The organism is Corynebacterium sp. MSK158, from assembly GCF_030229085.1.
In the GTDB taxonomy this organism is placed as follows: domain Bacteria; phylum Actinomycetota; class Actinomycetes; order Mycobacteriales; family Mycobacteriaceae; genus Corynebacterium.
Window position 1 is genome coordinate 249,954 of record NZ_JASPHJ010000001.1, and the last position, 17,685, is coordinate 267,638.

At 62.5% G+C, this 17,685-nt stretch carries 16 protein-coding genes and 1 tRNA gene; 5 read left to right on the top strand and 12 right to left on the bottom strand.

Going from position 1 to position 17,685, the window contains the following annotated elements:
• Positions 1 to 20: 20 nt before the first annotated feature.
• From QP915_RS01150 to QP915_RS01175, 6 genes are read right to left on the bottom strand one after another with little or no spacing between them, the layout of a single operon-like run.
• Positions 21 to 896, bottom strand: coding sequence for a pseudouridine synthase (locus tag QP915_RS01150; protein ID WP_284767567.1), 876 nt, complete (start codon positions 894 to 896; stop codon positions 21 to 23).
• Positions 853 to 1,941: a succinyldiaminopimelate transaminase gene (dapC, locus tag QP915_RS01155; protein ID WP_284767568.1), complete on the bottom strand. Its 1,089-nt coding sequence runs from the start codon at positions 1,939 to 1,941 to the stop codon at positions 853 to 855. The genes QP915_RS01150 and dapC overlap by 44 nt, the downstream gene beginning before the upstream one ends.
• Positions 1,942 to 1,944: 3 nt before the next feature.
• Positions 1,945 to 2,268 (bottom strand): ferredoxin, encoded by a 324-nt coding sequence (fdxA, locus tag QP915_RS01160; RefSeq protein ID WP_005327491.1) that lies wholly within the window; start codon positions 2,266 to 2,268, stop codon positions 1,945 to 1,947.
• 53 nt (positions 2,269 to 2,321) lie between these two features.
• A complete protein-coding gene (locus QP915_RS01165; RefSeq protein ID WP_284767569.1) occupies positions 2,322 to 2,699 on the bottom strand; it encodes a hypothetical protein in 378 nt (125 codons plus the stop codon).
• Complete coding sequence (locus tag QP915_RS01170) at positions 2,699 to 3,568, bottom strand: PIG-L family deacetylase (RefSeq protein ID WP_284767570.1); 870 nt, start codon at positions 3,566 to 3,568, stop codon at positions 2,699 to 2,701. Before QP915_RS01170 ends, QP915_RS01165 begins: the two co-directional genes overlap by 1 nt.
• On the bottom strand, positions 3,558 to 5,189 hold the full coding sequence (locus QP915_RS01175) for an ABC transporter family substrate-binding protein (protein WP_284767571.1): 1,632 nt from the start codon (positions 5,187 to 5,189) through the stop codon (positions 3,558 to 3,560). Before QP915_RS01175 ends, QP915_RS01170 begins: the two co-directional genes overlap by 11 nt.
• Positions 5,190 to 5,278: 89 nt before the next feature.
• Here QP915_RS01175 and QP915_RS01180 point away from each other — a divergent pair, with 89 nt between their 5' ends.
• Positions 5,279 to 5,941 (top strand): GOLPH3/VPS74 family protein, encoded by a 663-nt coding sequence (locus tag QP915_RS01180; protein WP_284767573.1) that lies wholly within the window; start codon positions 5,279 to 5,281, stop codon positions 5,939 to 5,941.
• Positions 5,942 to 5,952: 11 nt separating this feature from the next.
• Here the strand turns inward: QP915_RS01180 and typA are convergent, their stop codons facing one another.
• A complete protein-coding gene (typA, locus tag QP915_RS01185; protein WP_284766354.1) occupies positions 5,953 to 7,863 on the bottom strand; it encodes a translational GTPase TypA in 1,911 nt (636 codons plus the stop codon).
• A 273-nt stretch (positions 7,864 to 8,136) separates the two neighbouring features.
• On the opposite strand from typA, the gene QP915_RS01190 reads away from it, so the two are divergent.
• From QP915_RS01190 to QP915_RS01200, 3 genes are read left to right on the top strand one after another with little or no spacing between them, the layout of a single operon-like run.
• Positions 8,137 to 8,865 carry an Rv1157c family protein gene (locus tag QP915_RS01190; RefSeq protein WP_284767574.1) on the top strand — a complete coding sequence of 243 codons (729 nt, stop codon included), beginning with the start codon at positions 8,137 to 8,139 and terminating at the stop codon, positions 8,863 to 8,865.
• The gene (locus tag QP915_RS01195) at positions 8,866 to 9,402 is read left to right on the top strand and encodes a ribonuclease FAU-1 family protein (protein WP_284767575.1); all 537 of its coding nucleotides are present in this window, start codon (positions 8,866 to 8,868) and stop codon (positions 9,400 to 9,402) included.
• Between the two features lie 3 nt (positions 9,403 to 9,405).
• A complete protein-coding gene (locus QP915_RS01200; protein ID WP_284767576.1) occupies positions 9,406 to 10,353 on the top strand; it encodes a DUF808 domain-containing protein in 948 nt (315 codons plus the stop codon).
• A gap of 27 nt (positions 10,354 to 10,380) precedes the next feature.
• Here the strand turns inward: QP915_RS01200 and zupT are convergent, their stop codons facing one another.
• Together zupT and QP915_RS01210 are read right to left on the bottom strand one after the other, a co-directional pair.
• Complete coding sequence (gene zupT, locus QP915_RS01205) at positions 10,381 to 11,178, bottom strand: zinc transporter ZupT (RefSeq protein WP_284767577.1); 798 nt, start codon at positions 11,176 to 11,178, stop codon at positions 10,381 to 10,383.
• A gap of 34 nt (positions 11,179 to 11,212) precedes the next feature.
• Positions 11,213 to 13,150, bottom strand: coding sequence for a BCCT family transporter (locus QP915_RS01210; protein ID WP_284767578.1), 1,938 nt, complete (start codon positions 13,148 to 13,150; stop codon positions 11,213 to 11,215).
• 194 nt (positions 13,151 to 13,344) lie between these two features.
• On the opposite strand from QP915_RS01210, the gene QP915_RS01215 reads away from it, so the two are divergent.
• The gene (locus QP915_RS01215) at positions 13,345 to 14,430 is read left to right on the top strand and encodes a hypothetical protein (protein WP_284767579.1); all 1,086 of its coding nucleotides are present in this window, start codon (positions 13,345 to 13,347) and stop codon (positions 14,428 to 14,430) included.
• A 27-nt stretch (positions 14,431 to 14,457) separates the two neighbouring features.
• Here the strand turns inward: QP915_RS01215 and selB are convergent, their stop codons facing one another.
• From selB to QP915_RS01230, 3 genes are all read right to left on the bottom strand, one after another.
• On the bottom strand, positions 14,458 to 16,230 hold the full coding sequence (selB, locus tag QP915_RS01220) for a selenocysteine-specific translation elongation factor (RefSeq protein WP_284767580.1): 1,773 nt from the start codon (positions 16,228 to 16,230) through the stop codon (positions 14,458 to 14,460).
• On the bottom strand, positions 16,231 to 17,493 hold the full coding sequence (selA, locus tag QP915_RS01225) for an L-seryl-tRNA(Sec) selenium transferase (RefSeq protein ID WP_502869307.1): 1,263 nt from the start codon (positions 17,491 to 17,493) through the stop codon (positions 16,231 to 16,233).
• 79 nt (positions 17,494 to 17,572) lie between these two features.
• Positions 17,573 to 17,667 (bottom strand) — tRNA-Sec (locus tag QP915_RS01230).
• Positions 17,668 to 17,685 lie beyond the last annotated feature (18 nt).

Consider the following 17,685-nt stretch of genomic DNA (forward strand, 5'->3'; position numbering starts at 1 on the left):
TCTAGCCAGTGATTGAATAACTACTCGATTGTAGTTCTTAAGGCCTGGGAACTGAAAAATTGACGCTCGGAATGTGATAGAGGATCTATAAAAGTTATAGCCTCGTGGAGCAGGGCGAGCGGGGTTCGGAAGTCATAGAGGTCGAGCTCGCGCGGGGTGGGATAGGTATCGTCGCCGAGCAGCGGGTGGCCGAGGTGATTGAGCAGCACCCGCAGCTGGTGGGTATGTCCGGTGCGCGGCCACATGGTCACCTCCCGGCCGGCGGCGCGCACATACGTGGAGGTCAGTGCGCCTTCGGGGTCCACGAGCACCTGGCGCGACCCGCAGGGCTTGTGCATGCGCAGGGCAATTTCCCGGTCCACGAAAAGCGGCTGCTTGACGATGCCCCGATACTTCTTCACCGCACTCCCCTCCAGGAAGATGCGCTGGTAAGCGGCGCGGGTTTCGGGATTGCGGGAGCAGATAACGAGGCCAGCGGTCAGGCGATCTAGGCGGTGCAGGGGTACGATGTCGTCTTCACCAAAATCCACGCGCAGGCGGGTTTGCAAAGTTTCGCGCTGGAGTCGGCCGTTGGTGGTCGTGGGGAGGAAGTGCGGCTTATCGACCACGATGAGGTCGCGGTCGACGTGGACCACGGAGTAGTCGAAAGGAATCGGGCGCTCCGGAGGAACGGAGGGGTGGTACCAAGCGGGCACGGGGTGCGGGAGCGCGGCGCCGGGCGGCAGCACGGTGCCGGGCGAAAAGGGAGAGTCGCCGGCACGGGCGACGAAGTACTCCCCTTCTTCCGGAACGCGGCCGCGCAGGACCGTTTTGCGCGGCGAAATGCCCGCGCGGCTGGGAGGCCTGCCGGAATTAGGCACCGGCGAGGCGGTCGACGGCGGCATCGATGCGCTCATCGGTGCCATTGAGGCCGATGCGCACGTGCTTCTCGCCGGCTGGGCCGTAAAAGTCACCCGGGGCCGCGAGGATGCCCCGCTCAGCAAGCCAGTCGATGGTGTCACGGCAATTCTCGCCGCGGGTGGCCCACAGGTACATGCCGGCATCGGAGTGATCGATGGTAAAGCCGGCGTCGACAAGCGCGTGCATGAGCACCGCACGGCGGGAGGCGTAGCGGTTGCGCTGGAGGGCCTCGGTGGCGTCGTCGTTTAGCGCGGCGACCATGGCGGCCTGGATGGGACCTGGAACGATGAGGCCGGCGTGCTTGCGCAGCTGGAGCAGCTCGGCGATGAGCTCGTTATCGCCCGCGAAGAAGCCGGCGCGGTAGGAGGCCATATTCGCAGTCTTAGACAACGAATGCATGGCGATGAGCCCGGTGTTATCTCCATCGGTCACGCGCGGATCGAGGATGGATACCGGCGGATTATCGTCGTTCCAGCCCAGGCTCATATAGCACTCATCGGAGGCGATGATGGCGCCGGTCTCCCGCGCCCACGCCACGATGCGGCGCAGTTCCTCCACGCCGAGGACGCGGCCGGTGGGATTGGACGGCGAATTCAAAAAGACCAGGGAGGCATCCTGGAAATCGGAATCCGCGCGCAGCGGCGTGGCGCCGGCGAGCAGGGCGCCCACCTCATAGGTGGGATAGGCCACCGAGGGGAAGGCGACGGTCTCGCCGCGCATGCCCAGAAGCGTGGGCAGCCAAGCGATGGCCTCTTTGGTGCCGACCACCGGCAGGACGCGGTCAACCTGCATGTTATAGCGGCGGGTGAGCGCGGCGGCGATGGCTTCGCGCAGCTCCGGGGTGCCGGCGGTCTGCGGGTAACCAGGGTTCTGCGCGGCCGCGGTCAACGCGAGCTGCACGCCTGGGGACACAGGGTCAACGGGGTTGCCCACCGAGAGGTCAACGATTCCACCCGGGTAGGCCTGGGCTTTCTTCTTGGCGCCAGCCAGCGAATCCCAGGGGAAGTCTGGAAGCGTCTTTCCTAGCGGTGTGCGTGCCATGTCTTACTCCTGATTCTGTGGCGGAAGCGCGGCAATCATCGGGACGTCAAAGTCCTGTGGGCCGAGGGCCGCCGCGCCGCCCGGGGAGCCCAGGTCATCGAAGAAGGCTGCGTTGGCGTCGTTGTAGTCCAGCCACTCATCGGGAACATCATCCTCGTAGAAGATGGCCTCGACCGGGCAAGCTGGCTCGCAGGCGCCGCAGTCCACGCACTCATCTGGGTGGATGTAGAGCATGCGCTTGCCCTCGTAGATGCAGTCAACAGGGCATTCCTCAACGCAGCCGCGGTCCATTACGTCAACGCAAGGCTGTGCGATCGTATAAGTCATGGAGATTCCTTGAAGCTTCCTGATTTCTCGGATTTGGGATGTTTAACAGTATGTCACTTCTGCTTGAAAAATGGCCAAACGCCCCCGCCTATCCCGGCCAAAAGCAGGAGCAGGCTGAGAATATTATTGGCCAAGAGCATGTCTCCTGTCATCGGCACGAGGAGCATGAAGGCGAAAAAGCCCAGGCTCCAGACGATGAGCGGGATGGCGCCGACCATCGGTGCGGAGCTCCATAGCCGGGCGGTGCGGGTGAGCACGGAGTTGAACCACCACGCAAGCAGGATGGTGATGGGAAAGGCCACGCTCGCGCCGTTGGATAGCGGGATGCGCGCGGTGAGGTAGATGACCTCGAGGAAGACCGATAGCAACGCGCCGATGGCCAGCCACACTAGGCCGGTGACTTGCTCGCCGCGGCTAAAATCCGTGCGCATTACAGGCCGCCCAGCAGGTCATCGGCCGGCTCGCCCTGTCCCAGCTGGAAGTACTCGGCGCGCAGCAGGGGCATGACCAGCAGATTGGATAGTCCATAGGCCCCGGGCACCTGCTCGGGTTCGTGCAGCGCGGCCACGGCGGCCTCGGGGTTGGTGCGGGTAGTGGAGCCATCGGCCACCCAGATTTGGGAGGCGTGGGCGCGCATGGCGCAGCGCTTGGCGTCAAGGGCGGCGTCGGAAAGAGCGACGGTGACATCGGCGCCCTCGTTGGTGAAATTGTCTAGGTACTCCTGGCTGGGCTTGGTCCACCCGGCCGGCGCATCCAGGGTGTCCAGGCCGGCATAGTTGGCGGCGCGTTCAAAAATGCCGTACCAAATGCGCGTGCTTGGCGCAGCCGCCTTCATCACCGCCTCATGCACCGCAATGTGGTCCGGGTGCCCGTAGCCGCCATCGGGCCCGTAGGTGAGGATGGCGTGGGGCTGGATGGCCTCAAGCTCGTCGCTGAGAAACTCGGCCGCCTCCTCGATGCGATTGACCAGTGCACGCGGGTTCTCGTGCGAGGGAGAACCCGCCATGCCGGAATCGCGGAAATGCCCGAATCCGCCCAATTGAGCTCCCTTGACGCCCAGGGCATCGAGGGCATTGGCCAATTCGCGGGCGCGGTAACCGCCCAGCTGATCGTGATCGGCCAGGCCTTGGTAAGGCTCGCCGATGACCTCGCCGTCCTCGCCCAAGGTAAGCGTAATAACGGTAACCTCGGCGCCGCGTGTGGCAAGAGTGGCCAGGGTGCCACCCATAAAGAGGGTTTCATCATCCGGGTGGGCGTGCACTGCCACCACGCGGTACCCGGTTAAGTCCTTAGTCTTCATCTATCCTCCAGCGGGGCGCGGTGATAAGACCTTCGTCCCAATCATCAATGCTTTGGCCGGGGCCTACAATACCCTGCCCGAGCGCGTGGATACGCGTCTCATCCACCAAAGGCACGTAGAGGGCCTCCTTATAGTTCACATCGCGAATGCGGGCGAGCGCTTCCTTCGGGCTCATGGCGCCGGACAAAATCTCTTCGCGAATCTCATCCGCGTTCTCCGGGCAGATTCCGGACAGGTCGCCGGCGAGCGGCTGTTTGTCATCGCAGCTGAAGATATTCGCCGCGGACACCGAGTTCAGGGAGATATCCTCCCAGGTCACCACCGCATCTACCTCGCCTTCGGGCAGGAGCTTGGAGGTGATCGTGGTCAGGCGCTCGGACACCACCTCGGCAGCGATCCCGTGGGCTTCGAGGACGTCATAAAGAGTATTGGCCGCGGCCAAGGCGGTGGGGCTGGTGGGGTCTACCGCAAAGCGAATCGGCTTCTTACTAGCGCGGGTGCGCAGCGCAGTGAGATCCGTGTCCTTACTTATAGGGTTATTCCCCGGTTCAAGGTTGGATGCGCGGCCGGTGGCCAAGCGCGCGACTTGGTCCGTATCAATCAGCGAGGCCAATCCGCGGCGCGCTGCCCTTTCTTCTAATGCTCCAACCGCGGTGGACATATGCAGGCGCAGTTGGCGCGGGCGGGTCAGTGCTTTATCGGACACATGCCCTAAAAGGCTCAGTGCCTCCTGCGAGGTTTGATCCGGGGTGAAGTCCGCGAACCCAATCTGCCCAGAGCGCAGCATATTAAGCGCCTGGGTGCTATCGCGCACCTCGCGCAGCTGAATGACGTCCACCTGGGCCGGATTAGCACCCCAGAAGCGGTCGTTTCGGTTCAAGGTAATGACTCCGCGGCCGCGGTCCACGCTATCGACGAGGAAGCGCCCGGCCGATGCCGGAATCTTATCGGCTAAGGCAGAGCCAAAGTTATCGTCCTGCAGCAGGTGGGAAGGCAGCAAATTATGGAAAAGCAGGTGCCAATCTTTCACCTTCTGAGAAAAGTCCACGGTGACTACGCGGCCACCATCGGAGGTATTGACGGCCGATATGGCGTGGTAGCCGGCGGGATCGCGCACACCAGCGGTGGTGGTCATCTGCTTCCACAGGTAGCTAAAGTCCGCGCCGGAAATGGGGGTGCCATCGGACCATTGTGCGGGCGAGGCAATGACGTAGCGCACCCGCTGCGCCACGCCCTTAGGCGCGGTGACCTCAGAGGCGGATTCGAGGATATCGGCGTCCCTTTGCCCGTTGTGGAACGCTGAGGGCAAAACCAGCTCGGCAATTTGATCCACCAGCTCGGAGTTATTGGCCACCAAGTGCGGGTTCAATCCCGCGCGCAGAGGGTCCACACCCACCGAGATGGTGGGGCGCTTGGCGGAGTCGGCATCCTGCGGCTGCTCTTCTTCCGGGGTAGGCGTGGTGGTGGTCTGATCTTCTTGCAGCGCGGAGGCATTGTCCCCCACCACCGGTGGTGGGCCGGGGTTAGCCGCGCAGGCGCTAAGTATTGCAAGGCTGGCGGTGCTGAGTACCGCTGCGATTGCCGACGCCGCGCGCCTTGGTGAAGCCGGATTCTTTTTCATCGCGGACTACTTTAGTCCCTCTACCCCGCCGAAACGAAGATTTTTGGCGCTAGACTTGGCCACAGACCGCAACTATTAAGGAGACCCCAATGCTCATCTGCCAAGAAATGTTTCTTCTACTGACCAAGGACAACGGCAAGAAGGAAGACTGGGTGTCCAATAATGAGGCCGCTCTGCGCGCCACCGTACTCGCGGACCTGCTACTGGGCGGGCACGTAGAGCTCGGTGAGAAAAAGAAGGTAGAGACCACTCCACAGCGCCCAGAGCACCCCGTGTTGGCGTGGGCTTGGGAGGAGCTGCAGCAGCACAAGGCCACCAGAATGCAGAGCCTCTTGGAGGCTTCGTGGTTCACCCCGCGGGAAATCATCGCCTTGGATTTCCACGCGAATGGACAGCTCGACGTGGAAAAGGCCAAGTGGTGGCAGATAAGCGGCGACCGCTACATCATGACGGACCTAGAGCTGGAAAAGGAACTGCGCGAGCGGTTGGTTGCGGTGCTGGAGGCGCAGCGCCCAGCCGCGGTCAATGACGTCATTATCCTGGATATCCTCCGCGAGGTCAGCGGCGCCTATACCCTGTTGAAAAACGATGCGGAGGGAATGAAGCGCCGGGAGATGCGGGCGCGCATTCAGGAAATCAAAAAAGAGGTGGAGTATGACAAAACCGCCTCCTCTGCGGTCAAGGCCGTAGTTGAGGAGGCGGCAGCGGTTGCGGCGATGGTGGCCACGTCAGCGGCAATCACCACCACCTAGGGTGCGGCTTATTACTTATTCATCTGCTTCGCGCGGGCGGCGGCACGCTTGCGGTCGGTAGCGGAAAGCTCCACCTTGCGCACACGCAGGACGTCCGGGGCGACCTCGACGCACTCGTCGTTGCCACAGAACTCCAGCGCCTCTTCCAGGGAAAGGGTGTGTGCCTTAGCAAGGGTGACCGTGGCATCCGCGGTGGCGGAGCGCATATTGGTCAGCTTCTTTTCCTTGGTGATGTTGATGTCAATATCCTCATCGCGGTTATTTGCACCAACGACCATGCCCTCATAAGCCTCAGCGCCTGGCTCGACGAAGAAGTTACCGCGGTCAGCCAGCTGCATCAGCGCGTACTGGGTGATCTGGCCGGTGCGGTCAGCTACCAGGGAACCGGTTGGGCGGGACTTGATCTCGCCGGCCCAGACATCCAGGCCGTCAGAAATGGAGTTTGCGATGCCGGCACCGCGGGTCTCCGTCATGAACTGGGTGCGGAAGCCGATGAGGCCGCGGGCAGGAACACGGAAGATCATGCGTACCCAGTCGCCCTCGCGCACGTCCATGGCCTGCATCTGGCCCTTGCGGGAGGCCAGCAGCTGGGTGATAGCACCCTGGTGCTCGGACGGGGCGTCAATGGTGAGGATCTCGTATGGCTCGTAGGTCTTGCCGTCGATTTCCTTGGTCACAACCTGCGGCTTGCCGATGGTCAGCTCAAAGCCCTCGCGACGCATGGACTCGATGAGCACGGACAGCGCCATCTCGCCACGGCCCTGGACCTCCCAAGCATCGGGACGCTCGGTAGGCAGCACGCGCAGGGAAACGTTACCGATAAGTTCCTGCTCCAGACGGGCCTTGACCATACGTGCGGTGAGCTTATCGCCGCCGCCCTGGCCTGCCATCGGGGAGGTGTTAACGCCGATGGTCATGGAGATGGCCGGCTCGTCCACGGTGATGCGCGGCAGGGCCTCAGGGTGCTCCGGATCGGCGATGGTGTCACCAATCATGACGTCAGAAATGCCGGAGATCGCCACGATGTCTCCGGCGATGGCTTCCTCGGCCGGCTGACGCTCGAAGCCGACGGTGCGCAGCAGCTCGGCGACCTTCACGGTCTTGGTGTGCTGGTTGCCATCCTCGTCGTAATGGATCCAGGCCACCTGCTGGCCTTTCTTGATGCGGCCGGCGTAGATGCGCAGCAGCGCGATTCGGCCCAGGAAGTCGGAGGCGTCCAGGTTGGTCACGTGCGCCTGCAGCGGGGCGTCGACGGTAGCGGAAGGCTCCGGGAGGACGTTGTAGATGACGTCGAAAAGCGGCTGCAGGTCCTCACCCTCTGGGACGTTGCCATCGCCTGGGTTTTCGGTGGAGGCAACGCCAGCACGGCCGGAAGCGTAGAGAACCGGCAGGTCCAGCAGCTCCTCGGCGGCGGCCGCAGCTTCCTCGTCTTCCAGGCCAGCGGCGATTTCCAGCAGCAGGTCCTGGGACTCGGAGACAACCTCGTCGATGCGGGCATCCGGGCGGTCAGTCTTGTTCACGCAGATAATAACCGGCAGCTTGGCTTCCAGCGCCTTGGTAAGCACGAAGCGGGTCTGCGGCAGCGGACCCTCGGAGGCATCGACGAGCAAGACAACGCCATCCACCATGGAAATACCGCGCTCGACCTCGCCACCGAAGTCGGCGTGGCCCGGGGTGTCGATAACGTTAATAATCAGGTCCTGGCCATCCTTGCCCAGGCCCTTGCGGTGAATGGCCGTGTTCTTGGCCAGAATGGTAATGCCGCGCTCGCGCTCCTGATCATTGGAGTCCATGACGCGGTCCGTGTGTTCACCGTGGTCACCAAAGGCGCCGGACTGCTCCAGCATGCCGTTGACCAGGGTGGTCTTGCCATGGTCAACGTGCGCGACGATGGCAACATTACGGAACTCGGTATTACTCACTAGTGGGGTTCTCCTTCGGAGGATCTACGGCGCTTGCGCGCGCGAAATTGATCTTGAACGAGCTCCCACGATACCCCCTTAAAGGGCCAAGTGCAGCATTGGGGATGACTTTACCCCGTAACGCACCGTATAGAACGGGCGAAAAATCTTATAGATTGCCAAAGCACTTGACACTCCCCCAGCCATCACTATCGTTACTGTAGGTAATATTGTTACAAATGTGACACCTGGGGTTAAACCCCTTCCCGAGACCGCACCCAAGGAATTGATAACGTGAGCCACGCCCGCACCACTTGGCGCCTGTCCGGCCGTACCAGTTATATCGCCGCTGCCACGGCCACGCTCATTGGCCTCGCCTCTCCCCTCGTCGCCCCAGCGCAGGCTTCCGCACCGGATCTTTCTTCCTTGGTGCAGCAGGCATCCTCGCATAGCCCGCTGGACGAGCTCGGCCGCCCCAACCAGGAAACCCAAGACCGCATCCGCGCTTTTGCGGCACAACCGTGGATTCCCGAGGATGTTCGCAACGCCATCTTGTCGGGCCTCGCGTTCTTCGCCGGCGGCGGCGATGGCAAGGGCGGCGTAGCCATGCCAGAGGGCAATAACCCGAACTTCCGCCAGTTCTACTGGCCCACGGTCTCCGCACACTGCATCGGCGGCACGAGCGATGCCATGGGCTCGGCAATCGCCGTTCCTGGCCCCACCGAAATGCCAGCACCGGGAGCAAAGCCTGGCGAAACCGTCTTCCTCTTCACCGCCCTCGGCACCCCACCGGCCGCACGCGAACAAGGCGGGATGAACGTGCAGTGGTTCAACCTTGACACCCTGCGCAGCGGCGTCACCCCACTGAATAACAACGGCATCAATCAAGACGGCCCTACCACCTTGTCCGGCACCGCCCAGACTGGCAAGGGCACCGTCATCGCGCTGCTTTCTGGCGGCGTGAACACCCAGGAATCCCGCTGCAATTTTGCCCCCACCGCCGCCTTCCTTGAGGTGAAGTAGATGCCGGTGGATCTCCATCCGGTCAAGCGCGAGACCTTTAATACCGCCGAGTACACCAATACCGACCCCAAGGGGTTCCTGCGCGAGGTCGACACGTACACCGAGACGGATTTCGGCCTCTACATGGCTCGCGGCGCCGATCACCCGCGCTTTGGTTACCTGGAATCGTGGCTGCTGCCCGATCTCAACCTGCGCGCCAATATCTTCCATTTCCGCCCTGGTGTAGACGTCCACCAGGACTTTTATATTGATGTGGCCGAAATCCAGCGCGATGGCGCGGTGTGGACCACCCGCGACCTTTATGTGGATCTGGTTGCCACGCGCGGCGAGCCCATTTCCGTGCTCGATATTGATGAACTCTCTGCCGCTACCTCCGCCGGCTTGATTTCCGCCGAGGACGCCGAGAAGGCGATCGACACCACACTTGCCGCGGTCGAGGGCATTACTCGCAGCGGTGATGATGCGATGGCTTGGCTGGCGCATCAGGGGATACACTTAACGTGGTCCGATACCATCACCTTAACCCCAGAAGGATAATTTATGGCCGGTGGCCTTTTTGCCCTGCTTGACGACGTCGCCCTGATCGCCCGCTCCGCTGCCTCTAGCGTTGACGATGTGGCCGCCCTTGCGGGTAAGACCTCCGTGAAGGCCGCAGGTGTGGTAGTCGACGATGCTGCCGTAACCCCACAATACGTGGAGGGAATTAAGCCGCAGCGCGAGCTGCCGATGATCTGGCGCATTACCAAGGGCTCGCTCATCAATAAGCTCGTTATCATCTTGCCCATCGCCATGATCCTCTCCTGGATTGCGCCGTGGGCGCTCACGCCCATCTTGATGTGCGGCGGAACTTTCTTGTGCTTTGAAGGTGCGGAGAAGATCTTGCACCACGTTCTCCCCCACCGGGAAAAGGAGACCGAGTCAGTCCAAGAAAAGGGCGCCGATGCCGAGGACAGCCTAGTTAAGTCCGCTATCACCACCGACCTCATCTTGTCTGCTGAGATCATGGTCATTTCCTTGAATGAAGTCATCAACGAGCCATTCTGGATGCGCCTCGGCGCCCTCATCTTCGTCGGCATCATGCTGACCCTGGGTGTCTACGGCGCCGTAGGCCTCTTGGTCAAGATAGACGATATTGGCATGGCCCTCAATAAGCGCCACAATGGCAACTCCACCATCGGCACCGCTCTGGTCAAGGGCATGCCGGTCGTACTCGATATCATCGGCGTCATCGGTACCGCCGCCATGCTGTGGGTAGGCGGCCACATCGTAGTCAAAGGCCTGCACGAATTCGGAATGGATCAGCCACACGAGTTCATTGCCTCCGTGACCGAAAATATTTCCAACGGCGCCCTGGCGTGGCTGGCAGATACCGGTATGTCCATGGTCTGCGGCCTGGTGCTTGGCACAGTGGTTGCCACCATCGTGATGGCGGTCAAGGCCTCCTTTGGCAAGACCTCGGCCACCTCCGCCCAGCCGGCGGAGGCTTAAAACGCCGTAGCCCGGCTGCATAGCCGGCTACATAAATAGCATCAGCGAAACCGCCATCACGGCCATGCCGGCAATCAAGCCGTAGATAGCGTGATGGTGCTCGCCGGTCTCCTCAGCAGTGGGTAATAGCTCATCCAGCGAGATGAAGACCATAATGCCGGCGATGGCGGCGAAGCTAATGCCCATCGTCGCCGGCCCAATAACCGGCAAGAGAAGGCCGAAGCCGATGAGCGCGCCGAGCGGCTCGGCCAGGCCAGACAAGGTGGCCCACCAAAAGGCCTTCTTGCGGGAGCCAGTGGCCTCGCGCAGCGGAACAGCCACCGCAATGCCTTCCGGGATATTGTGAATGGCGATGGCCACCGCCACCGGCACCGCAACTTCCTTAGAATCCAGGCCGGAAAGGAAGGTGGCAAACCCCTCGGGGAAATTGTGCAGGCCCAGCGCGCAAGCGGTAAACACGCCGGTTTTCATTAGCTTTTTGCGGCGGGCTTCTTCGGCCGTGGTGGCCGGCTCATGGGGGTTAATCTCCTCCGGCACGAGCCGGTCAATGATGGCGATGACGGCGATGCCAGCAAAGAACGCCCCGACGGCGGCCCAGGTGCCGGTGGTTTCGCCGCCGAGGGCGTCGGAAAGCTGTGCAATGCCCTCCGGCAGGATCTCCATGAAGGAGACATACAGCATCACACCGGCCGAAAGCCCCAGTGCAGCGGCCATAAAAGCCGGCCCCGGCTGGCGCCTTCCCACCGCCAAAGCGCCGCCAATCGAGGTCGATAGACCCGACAGCAGCACCAAGGCGAAGGCAAAGGCAAAGGTACTAAAAGTCATAGCTAGCACCCTACCTGCCAATGATTGTCAAGTATTAATTTTCTTCCTTATCTTCCGGTACCGGAGAGATGAACTCGCCATTCTTGATAGATGGATCGTTGTCCACATACTCGCCTGCCTCATAGTCATAGCCCACGGCGCGGCCCTCTTCGTCCGTGCGCGCGTACCAATCGGTCACCTCTGCTGCAGTGGAGTTAAAGTGCGCGCCCGTTGCGTAGTCGCCGTCCGTCGGCTCGATAGACAGGGCAAAGTTATCGCCATAATCGCGCACGCCCCGCACGATCGCATTAGAGACCGCTTCGTCCTCGTAGAAATGACGGATGGAGGCAGGATCATGGCGCAGCTCGCGCACCAACGCGATGCACATGAGCACGATGATGACCGCGAAAGGCAGGGCCGTCACCGTAATAAGATTCTGCAGGCCCTGCAGCGCATTGCGGCCGCCGGCAAGCAAAATGACCACGGCAATGCCAGCCATACATACCACCCAAAAGACCGTTACTGCCGGGTTGGGCTTGGGGTTGCCGCGCTGGGTGAGCTGCGAGTTCACAATGGATGCGGAGTCAGCCGTGGTAATGAAGAAGACCACCAGCATGACGATGACGATGGGCGCCATCCACTCCGCTCCTGGGAAGTGATCCAAGACCTTGAAAAAGATGTCTTCTGCCGCCGGCATGGAATCAATGGTGCCATCTGGGGCGATATCGCCATCGCGGCGCTGCAGCCAAATGGTGGTGCCGCCCAGGATGGTAAAAGCGGCAACAATGATAGCCGAGGGAATAAGCAACACACCGAGCACGAACTGGCGGATGGTTCGCCCGCGGGAAATCTTGGCTACGAAGACGCCCACGAATGGCGACCAGGATACCCACCAAGCCCAGTAGAAGGTGGTCCAGGAGGACAGGAAGGCCACCATGTCTTCCCCCTCGCCCATGTTGGCCGAGAGCATCTGTGGCATTTCATCGAGATATTCAATCACTACGGCCGGCAACATATTGGCCAAGAAGGCGGTCGGCCCCACGACGAAGAAGAACAAGGCCAGCGCCATGGCCAGCACCAGGTTGATATTGGAGAGCCACCGAATGCCCTTGGCCACGCCGGAGACGGCCGAGAAGATCGTTCCGATGGACAGCACTACGATGATTACCAGCGCCGCGGTGTTGCCGGTGGTAGACCAGCCGCTGACCAATTCCACGCCGCGACCGATCTGTAGCGCACCGATGCCCAGCGTGGCGGCGGTGCCGAAGAGAGTGGCAATAATGGCTAAGCCATCGATGATGCGCGCGGGCAGGGAATCAGAGGAGCGATTACCAAAAAGCGGCATCAGGATGGAGCTCATCAGCGGCACACGGCCGCGGCGGAAGGACACGTAGGCCACGCATAGACCCACGATGGCATAAATCGCCCAGGCATTAAAGCCCCAGTGCATGGCGGCCTGCGCCATGGCCCCCAGCACCGCTTCATCGCTCGCGGCCTCATAGGCACCAGGGCGCGGCGAAAGGTAGTAGCTCAGCGGCTCGAAGGGGCCGAAGAAAATAATGCCGATGCCAATGCCGGCACCAAAGAGCATCGCCGCCCAGCTCACCGTGGAAAATTCCGGCTTCTCTCCATCTAGCCCGAGAGGGATTTTGCCGTACTTCGAAAATGCCAAGATGATGAGCAAAAACATCAGGAACGTCGCCAAGGCGGTAAAGATCCAGCCCAAGTTACGCATCACCCAATCGAGCGCTGTCGAAGAAGCATCGAAGACCTGCTCGGGTGCAATCACACCCCAGATTACGAAGGCGACGACCAGTCCGCCGACCACAAAGAGGATCGGTTTATCCACGCCGTACTTGACCTTCTGGTCCTCAATGGAGACGCCCGGTACCAGCGCGGGGTGGATATTATGCGGGTACATAATGTCCTTTAAGATGCGCTTGGCGTTGCGGGTGCGCTTTTTGCTTTCCTCCGAATTATTCACCCCACGCACAGGGCGGGGTGAGGAAGACGGTGAAGAAGAGATGGTTCTACTCCTATTCTGTTTTCCGGGTTTCACTTTTAAGAGAGCTGTCTACACATTAATAAAAACTCGCAGGATATAAAGCTGGCGTCAGCCCTATCCCCCATATGCGTAAAATGAGCTACGCATTGTTTACCGGCCTTTAACCTTGGGAGTGACTTTCTATGGCGCTTTACCCGCTCGCGACTAGTTACTTCGGTGTGGAGCATGTTGCAGTCCTCGAGCACCCAGTGCTGGGCACCGCATTGAGTATCCCCGGCGTGGCGAAGCACGCTGCGCTTGTCGACGTCTCCCTAGAGCCCGATACCTATACCAACGGCTGGCGCGTTCGCTCGGACTTCGGTTTCTTAGGGTTCCTGGACGAGGTCGAGGCGGCGGAATACCCCGCCTTGGAGCGCTTGAAGGCCTCCTCCGCCCAGCCGCAGACGATCGCCACCGTGGAGGTAGTTGACGGCCAGGTCGAGGTTGCCGTGTCACTGGGCCTGTGGCCGTGGATGGTGCCGGTCAACGACCAACCGCAAGGAACCGCGCTGCTCTCCGGTGGGCAAGGCGTGCTCATCGATGCCGCCGCCGGCGACCTATCGCCCGCCCAGCTGGAGAGCATGGGCACGCAGCAATTCTTCGTCACACTGGAAGACCTTGCCGGCACCGCAGTGGCCACCTGCGACGATATAGTGCTCGGCCCCATCGGCGACATTCCTGCGTTCCCCGGCCTGCGCGCCGCGTTCGCCGCGGCCAGCGGCTCTGGAGCGGGGCTTTCCGCCCGCGCCTATGCGAGCCACGGCATGCTTGCCGTCGATATCCCCGCCAATGAGGCCACCCCCGAGGAGCTCTTCTCCCCCGCTGTTCCACCGCTGCGCGTGCCCGCGCCACAACCTGCGATTCCCACCGCTGCGCCCGCAGCCACACCGGCTCAACCCGAGGTCTGGGAGCACACGCTCTCCGCCGAGGCCATCGTGACGGCGCTGCCCACCGGCTCACGCCGCCCGAAAGGGCCACAGGCCCAGCCGGCTGCACCCACTGAGCCAGATGCGCCAGCTCAGCAGCACAATGAGCAATCACAACAACCGCAGGCCAGCGCCAAGCTGGCGGAGTTGGTCTCCTCCATCCCGGGCGATCAGAATTTCAGCTGGCGTGCGCTGCCGGTAGCCGAAGAACCGGGCCGCTTTTCCTCCGAATCCGCGCGCGTGCGAGCCCGGCGCGTGGCCCGCGAAACCTCTCACCACCGCGGGGGCAATCACCGTAAATAAGTGCGGCGACCGGTCACAGGGGCCTTGTTAGCGCAGGGTTCTTTGGCCCCCGTCGCCGCGCCGGGTAATCCGCTGGCCGTCGAGGTATTCCAGCAGCGGGATGGCTACCCGCCGCGTGGTACCTAGCGCCTGGCGGGCAGCCGAGAGAGTAAAGGGTTGTTCCAGTCCGGCAAGGCGCCGGCGCGCCTCCTCAGGAGCTGAGGGCAAGAGCACGATTCCCTGCTTCAGGCGCAGGAGGCGCCCGGCGCGCTCGGCGGCAGCAAGCTCCTTGGGCCCCAGGCCTAGCTCCGTGAGGTCATCTGCTTCGGGTGCCACAAAGGGTTCTGCCTTGAGTCTTTCCTCAATGGCAGCGATCCCGCGCTCCGCCGCGCCGAGGTCCGCCCGCTGCCCGGGAAGGTGCAGCACTCCCTCACTGCTTTCCACCTTCGCAGCGGCGATGGCAAGGCCCAGCAAGCCTTCTTCTTGCAGGCCGAGGGCGTCCATGGCCGCCTTGCGGGGCATTCCCGGAGCTAGGGGATGGGCGGCGGTGTGGGCATGCAGGGCGTCGGTAAGCGCGTGCTTCCACCGCGTAACTTGGGAAGCGGCAATCCACCAGTCGCGGAAGGCGATAATGCCTTGCGGCGGCGCTGCGGTAGTAAAGCCATCGCGGGCTAGGTCATCCACACGGGCGAAGCCGACGCGGTGCAGGTAAGAGGCAGGATCACGGAATGAGTGCTGGGCACTGAGCTCTTCTGCGCGGCGGCGGGCAGCACCGCGCCGGTTAAGCTCCGGCGGGCGCAGATCGACTGCCTCTACCCCGGCGACGACGTGCCGGCCACCAGGGCTGCGCACTACGAAGCGATCAAGGAGCTGCAGCGGCAGCGGGTGCGCCAGACTGATGCGCGCGAAAACGGCAGACAGGGGGCGAAGGTGGGCCTCTACCCCGGCGGTACCGGTGTGCACGACGAGGTTATCGGGCAGCCCGTCGAGCTCCGCGCCAAAGGTGCGGCGGACATCGAGGTGGTCCACTAAGCGCCACGCACTCGGGGTAAGCAGCACGTCGCCGCGGTGGATACCGGCGGCATCCGCCCCTCGCAGGTTGACGGCCGCGCGGGTGACGGGGCCGAGTGAATCCTGCGCGCGATTTTCACTATGCAGGCCACGGACTTCCACGTCCCTTTCCCCACCAGCCGTGGCTACCTTGAGGCTATCGCCTACGCGCAGAGTGCCCGCCGCGAGCGTTCCGGTCACCACGGTGCCCGCACCTTTCACGCTAAAGGCGCGGTCCACCCACAGGCGCACGGGCGCCTGCGCATCGGGAACGGGCACAGCGGCAAGGACCTCATCGAGCGCCTGCCGCAGCGCCGCAATGCCTTCGCCGGTAGGGGCGGATACGGGGATAATGGGGGCGTCGGCAAGCGGGGTGCCGGCCAGCTGCGTCCGGATTTCTGCGGTGCGGTCCACGGTGGCGCGGTCGCTGCGAGTGAGCGCAATAATGCCGTGCTCTACTCCCAGCGCGCGCAAGGCATCGCGGTGGTCGGTGGACTGGGCCTGCCATCCCTCATCGGCCGCGACGACAAAGAGGACGACTGGGGCTGGGCCCACGCCAGCGAGCATATTGCCTAAGAATTTTTCATGGCCGGGCACATCTACGAAAGCCACATCCGCGCCAGAAGGCAGCGTAGTCCAGGCAAACCCCAAATCAATGGTGAGCCCGCGGCGCTTTTCTTCCTCCCAGCGGTCCGGGTCCATCTCCGTAAGTGCGCGCACCAGGGTGGACTTGCCGTGGTCCACATGACCGGCAGTAGCGACGACGTACACCTACCCCACCGCCTTAATAGCGGCAATAACTGCGGCGTCGTGGTCGGCAGGAACGCAGCGAATATCCACCAAGCAGCGGCCCTGATGCACGCGGCCTACCACGGGCGGGTCCTGGCGGCGCAGCGCGTCCGCATAGCGCTCGGGCAGGCTCACCGCGAAGCCGGGCAGCGGGTACTCGGGCGCCCCGCCACCGCCCACGCGGCCATCATGAGACACCACTTCTGCCCCGACTGCCTGTGCAATGGATTCCGTGCGCTCGCGGTGTGTCTGGGGATCGAGGTGGAGGGCGTCCTGCACCGCATTCGAGGGCGTCGAAATGGCCGCCTCCAGCGCGTTGAGGCGCAGCTTATCTATGCGCACCGCACGCGCCAGCGGGTGCTTCTTCACCGCGGCAATCGCTTCCTTGGTACCGAGTAAGATTCCTGCCTGCGGACCGCCAAGCAGCTTATCGCCGGAGGCTATGACGATATCGGCGCCGGCGCGCAGCTGGGCCTGGATATCTGGTTCTTCTGGCAGCGCCGGGTCATGGGTGAGCAGGCCGGAGCCCAAGTCCACGATAAGTCGCGTATCGTGCTCCACCGCTAGGCGGTGCAGTTCCTCTACCCCGACTGCGGAAGTAAATCCCTCGATGCGGAAATTGGAAGGATGCACCTTCAAGATGGCACCGGTGTTATCGCTCAGCGCGCGCTCGTAGTCGGCCAGGTGCGTGCGGTTAGTCGCCCCAATTTCTTTAAGGCGCGTGGCCGTGGACTCGATGAGCTCCGGCAGGCGAAAACCAGCTCCTATCTCAATGAGCTCGCCGCGCGAGATGATGACCTCTTTGCCGGGGGCGAGCGCGGCGGTGGCCAGCAGCAAGGCGCTGGCGCCATTATTGACCACGAGGGCATCTTCTGCACCGGGGCAGGCCGCAAGCAGCGCGGCCGTGGCGCCGGCACCGCGGTTTCTTGATCGCTTGCCCGAGTCCAGGTCCATTTCCACATCGGTATAGGAAGCGGCGGCTTGGAGGGCCTCTACCGCGGCGCTGGGAAGCGGGGCACGCCCTAAGTTCGTATGAATGATGACGCCGGTGGCGTTAATGACTGGCTGCAGGGAATGCGCATTCTTTTGTTCCAGGCGCTGCGAAATCTCTGCGGGTATATCGCTGACCGGCAGCTGACCGCGGCGCGCTCGGGTGACTGCGCCCTGGATTATCGCACGGATGATGTGCTCGGCTAGGCGGTGGCGCGCGGATTCTACTTCCGGCAGCTGGAGCAGCTCGTCCATGCGGGGAATATTCCTGCGGGGATCCGAGCTGGCAGCAGGCGTGGGCGTGGGCACTGTGGCATTCCTCCTTGCGCGCGGGTGGCGGAGACGGACAGGAATCGAACCTGCCAGACCGAGATGCTCGGCCTCACCGGTTTTGAAGACCGGGGCGCCCACCAGGACACGTACGCCTCCGTATGCTCACCTTACACG

Coding starts and splice junctions, on each gene's coding strand:
- QP915_RS01150 (WP_284767567.1), bottom strand. CDS start 896: ATGAGCGCATCGATGCCGCCGTCGACCGCCTCGCCGGTGCCTAATTCC.
- dapC (WP_284767568.1), bottom strand. CDS start 1,941: ATGGCACGCACACCGCTAGGAAAGACGCTTCCAGACTTCCCCTGGGAT.
- fdxA (WP_005327491.1), bottom strand. CDS start 2,268: ATGACTTATACGATCGCACAGCCTTGCGTTGACGTAATGGACCGCGGC.
- QP915_RS01165 (WP_284767569.1), bottom strand. CDS start 2,699: ATGCGCACGGATTTTAGCCGCGGCGAGCAAGTCACCGGCCTAGTGTGG.
- QP915_RS01170 (WP_284767570.1), bottom strand. CDS start 3,568: ATGAAGACTAAGGACTTAACCGGGTACCGCGTGGTGGCAGTGCACGCC.
- QP915_RS01175 (WP_284767571.1), bottom strand. CDS start 5,189: ATGAAAAAGAATCCGGCTTCACCAAGGCGCGCGGCGTCGGCAATCGCA.
- QP915_RS01180 (WP_284767573.1), top strand. CDS start 5,279: ATGCTCATCTGCCAAGAAATGTTTCTTCTACTGACCAAGGACAACGGC.
- QP915_RS01195 (WP_284767575.1), top strand. CDS start 8,866: ATGCCGGTGGATCTCCATCCGGTCAAGCGCGAGACCTTTAATACCGCC.
- QP915_RS01200 (WP_284767576.1), top strand. CDS start 9,406: ATGGCCGGTGGCCTTTTTGCCCTGCTTGACGACGTCGCCCTGATCGCC.
- zupT (WP_284767577.1), bottom strand. CDS start 11,178: ATGACTTTTAGTACCTTTGCCTTTGCCTTCGCCTTGGTGCTGCTGTCG.
- QP915_RS01215 (WP_284767579.1), top strand. CDS start 13,345: ATGGCGCTTTACCCGCTCGCGACTAGTTACTTCGGTGTGGAGCATGTT.
- selA (WP_502869307.1), bottom strand. CDS start 17,493: ATGGACGAGCTGCTCCAGCTGCCGGAAGTAGAATCCGCGCGCCACCGC.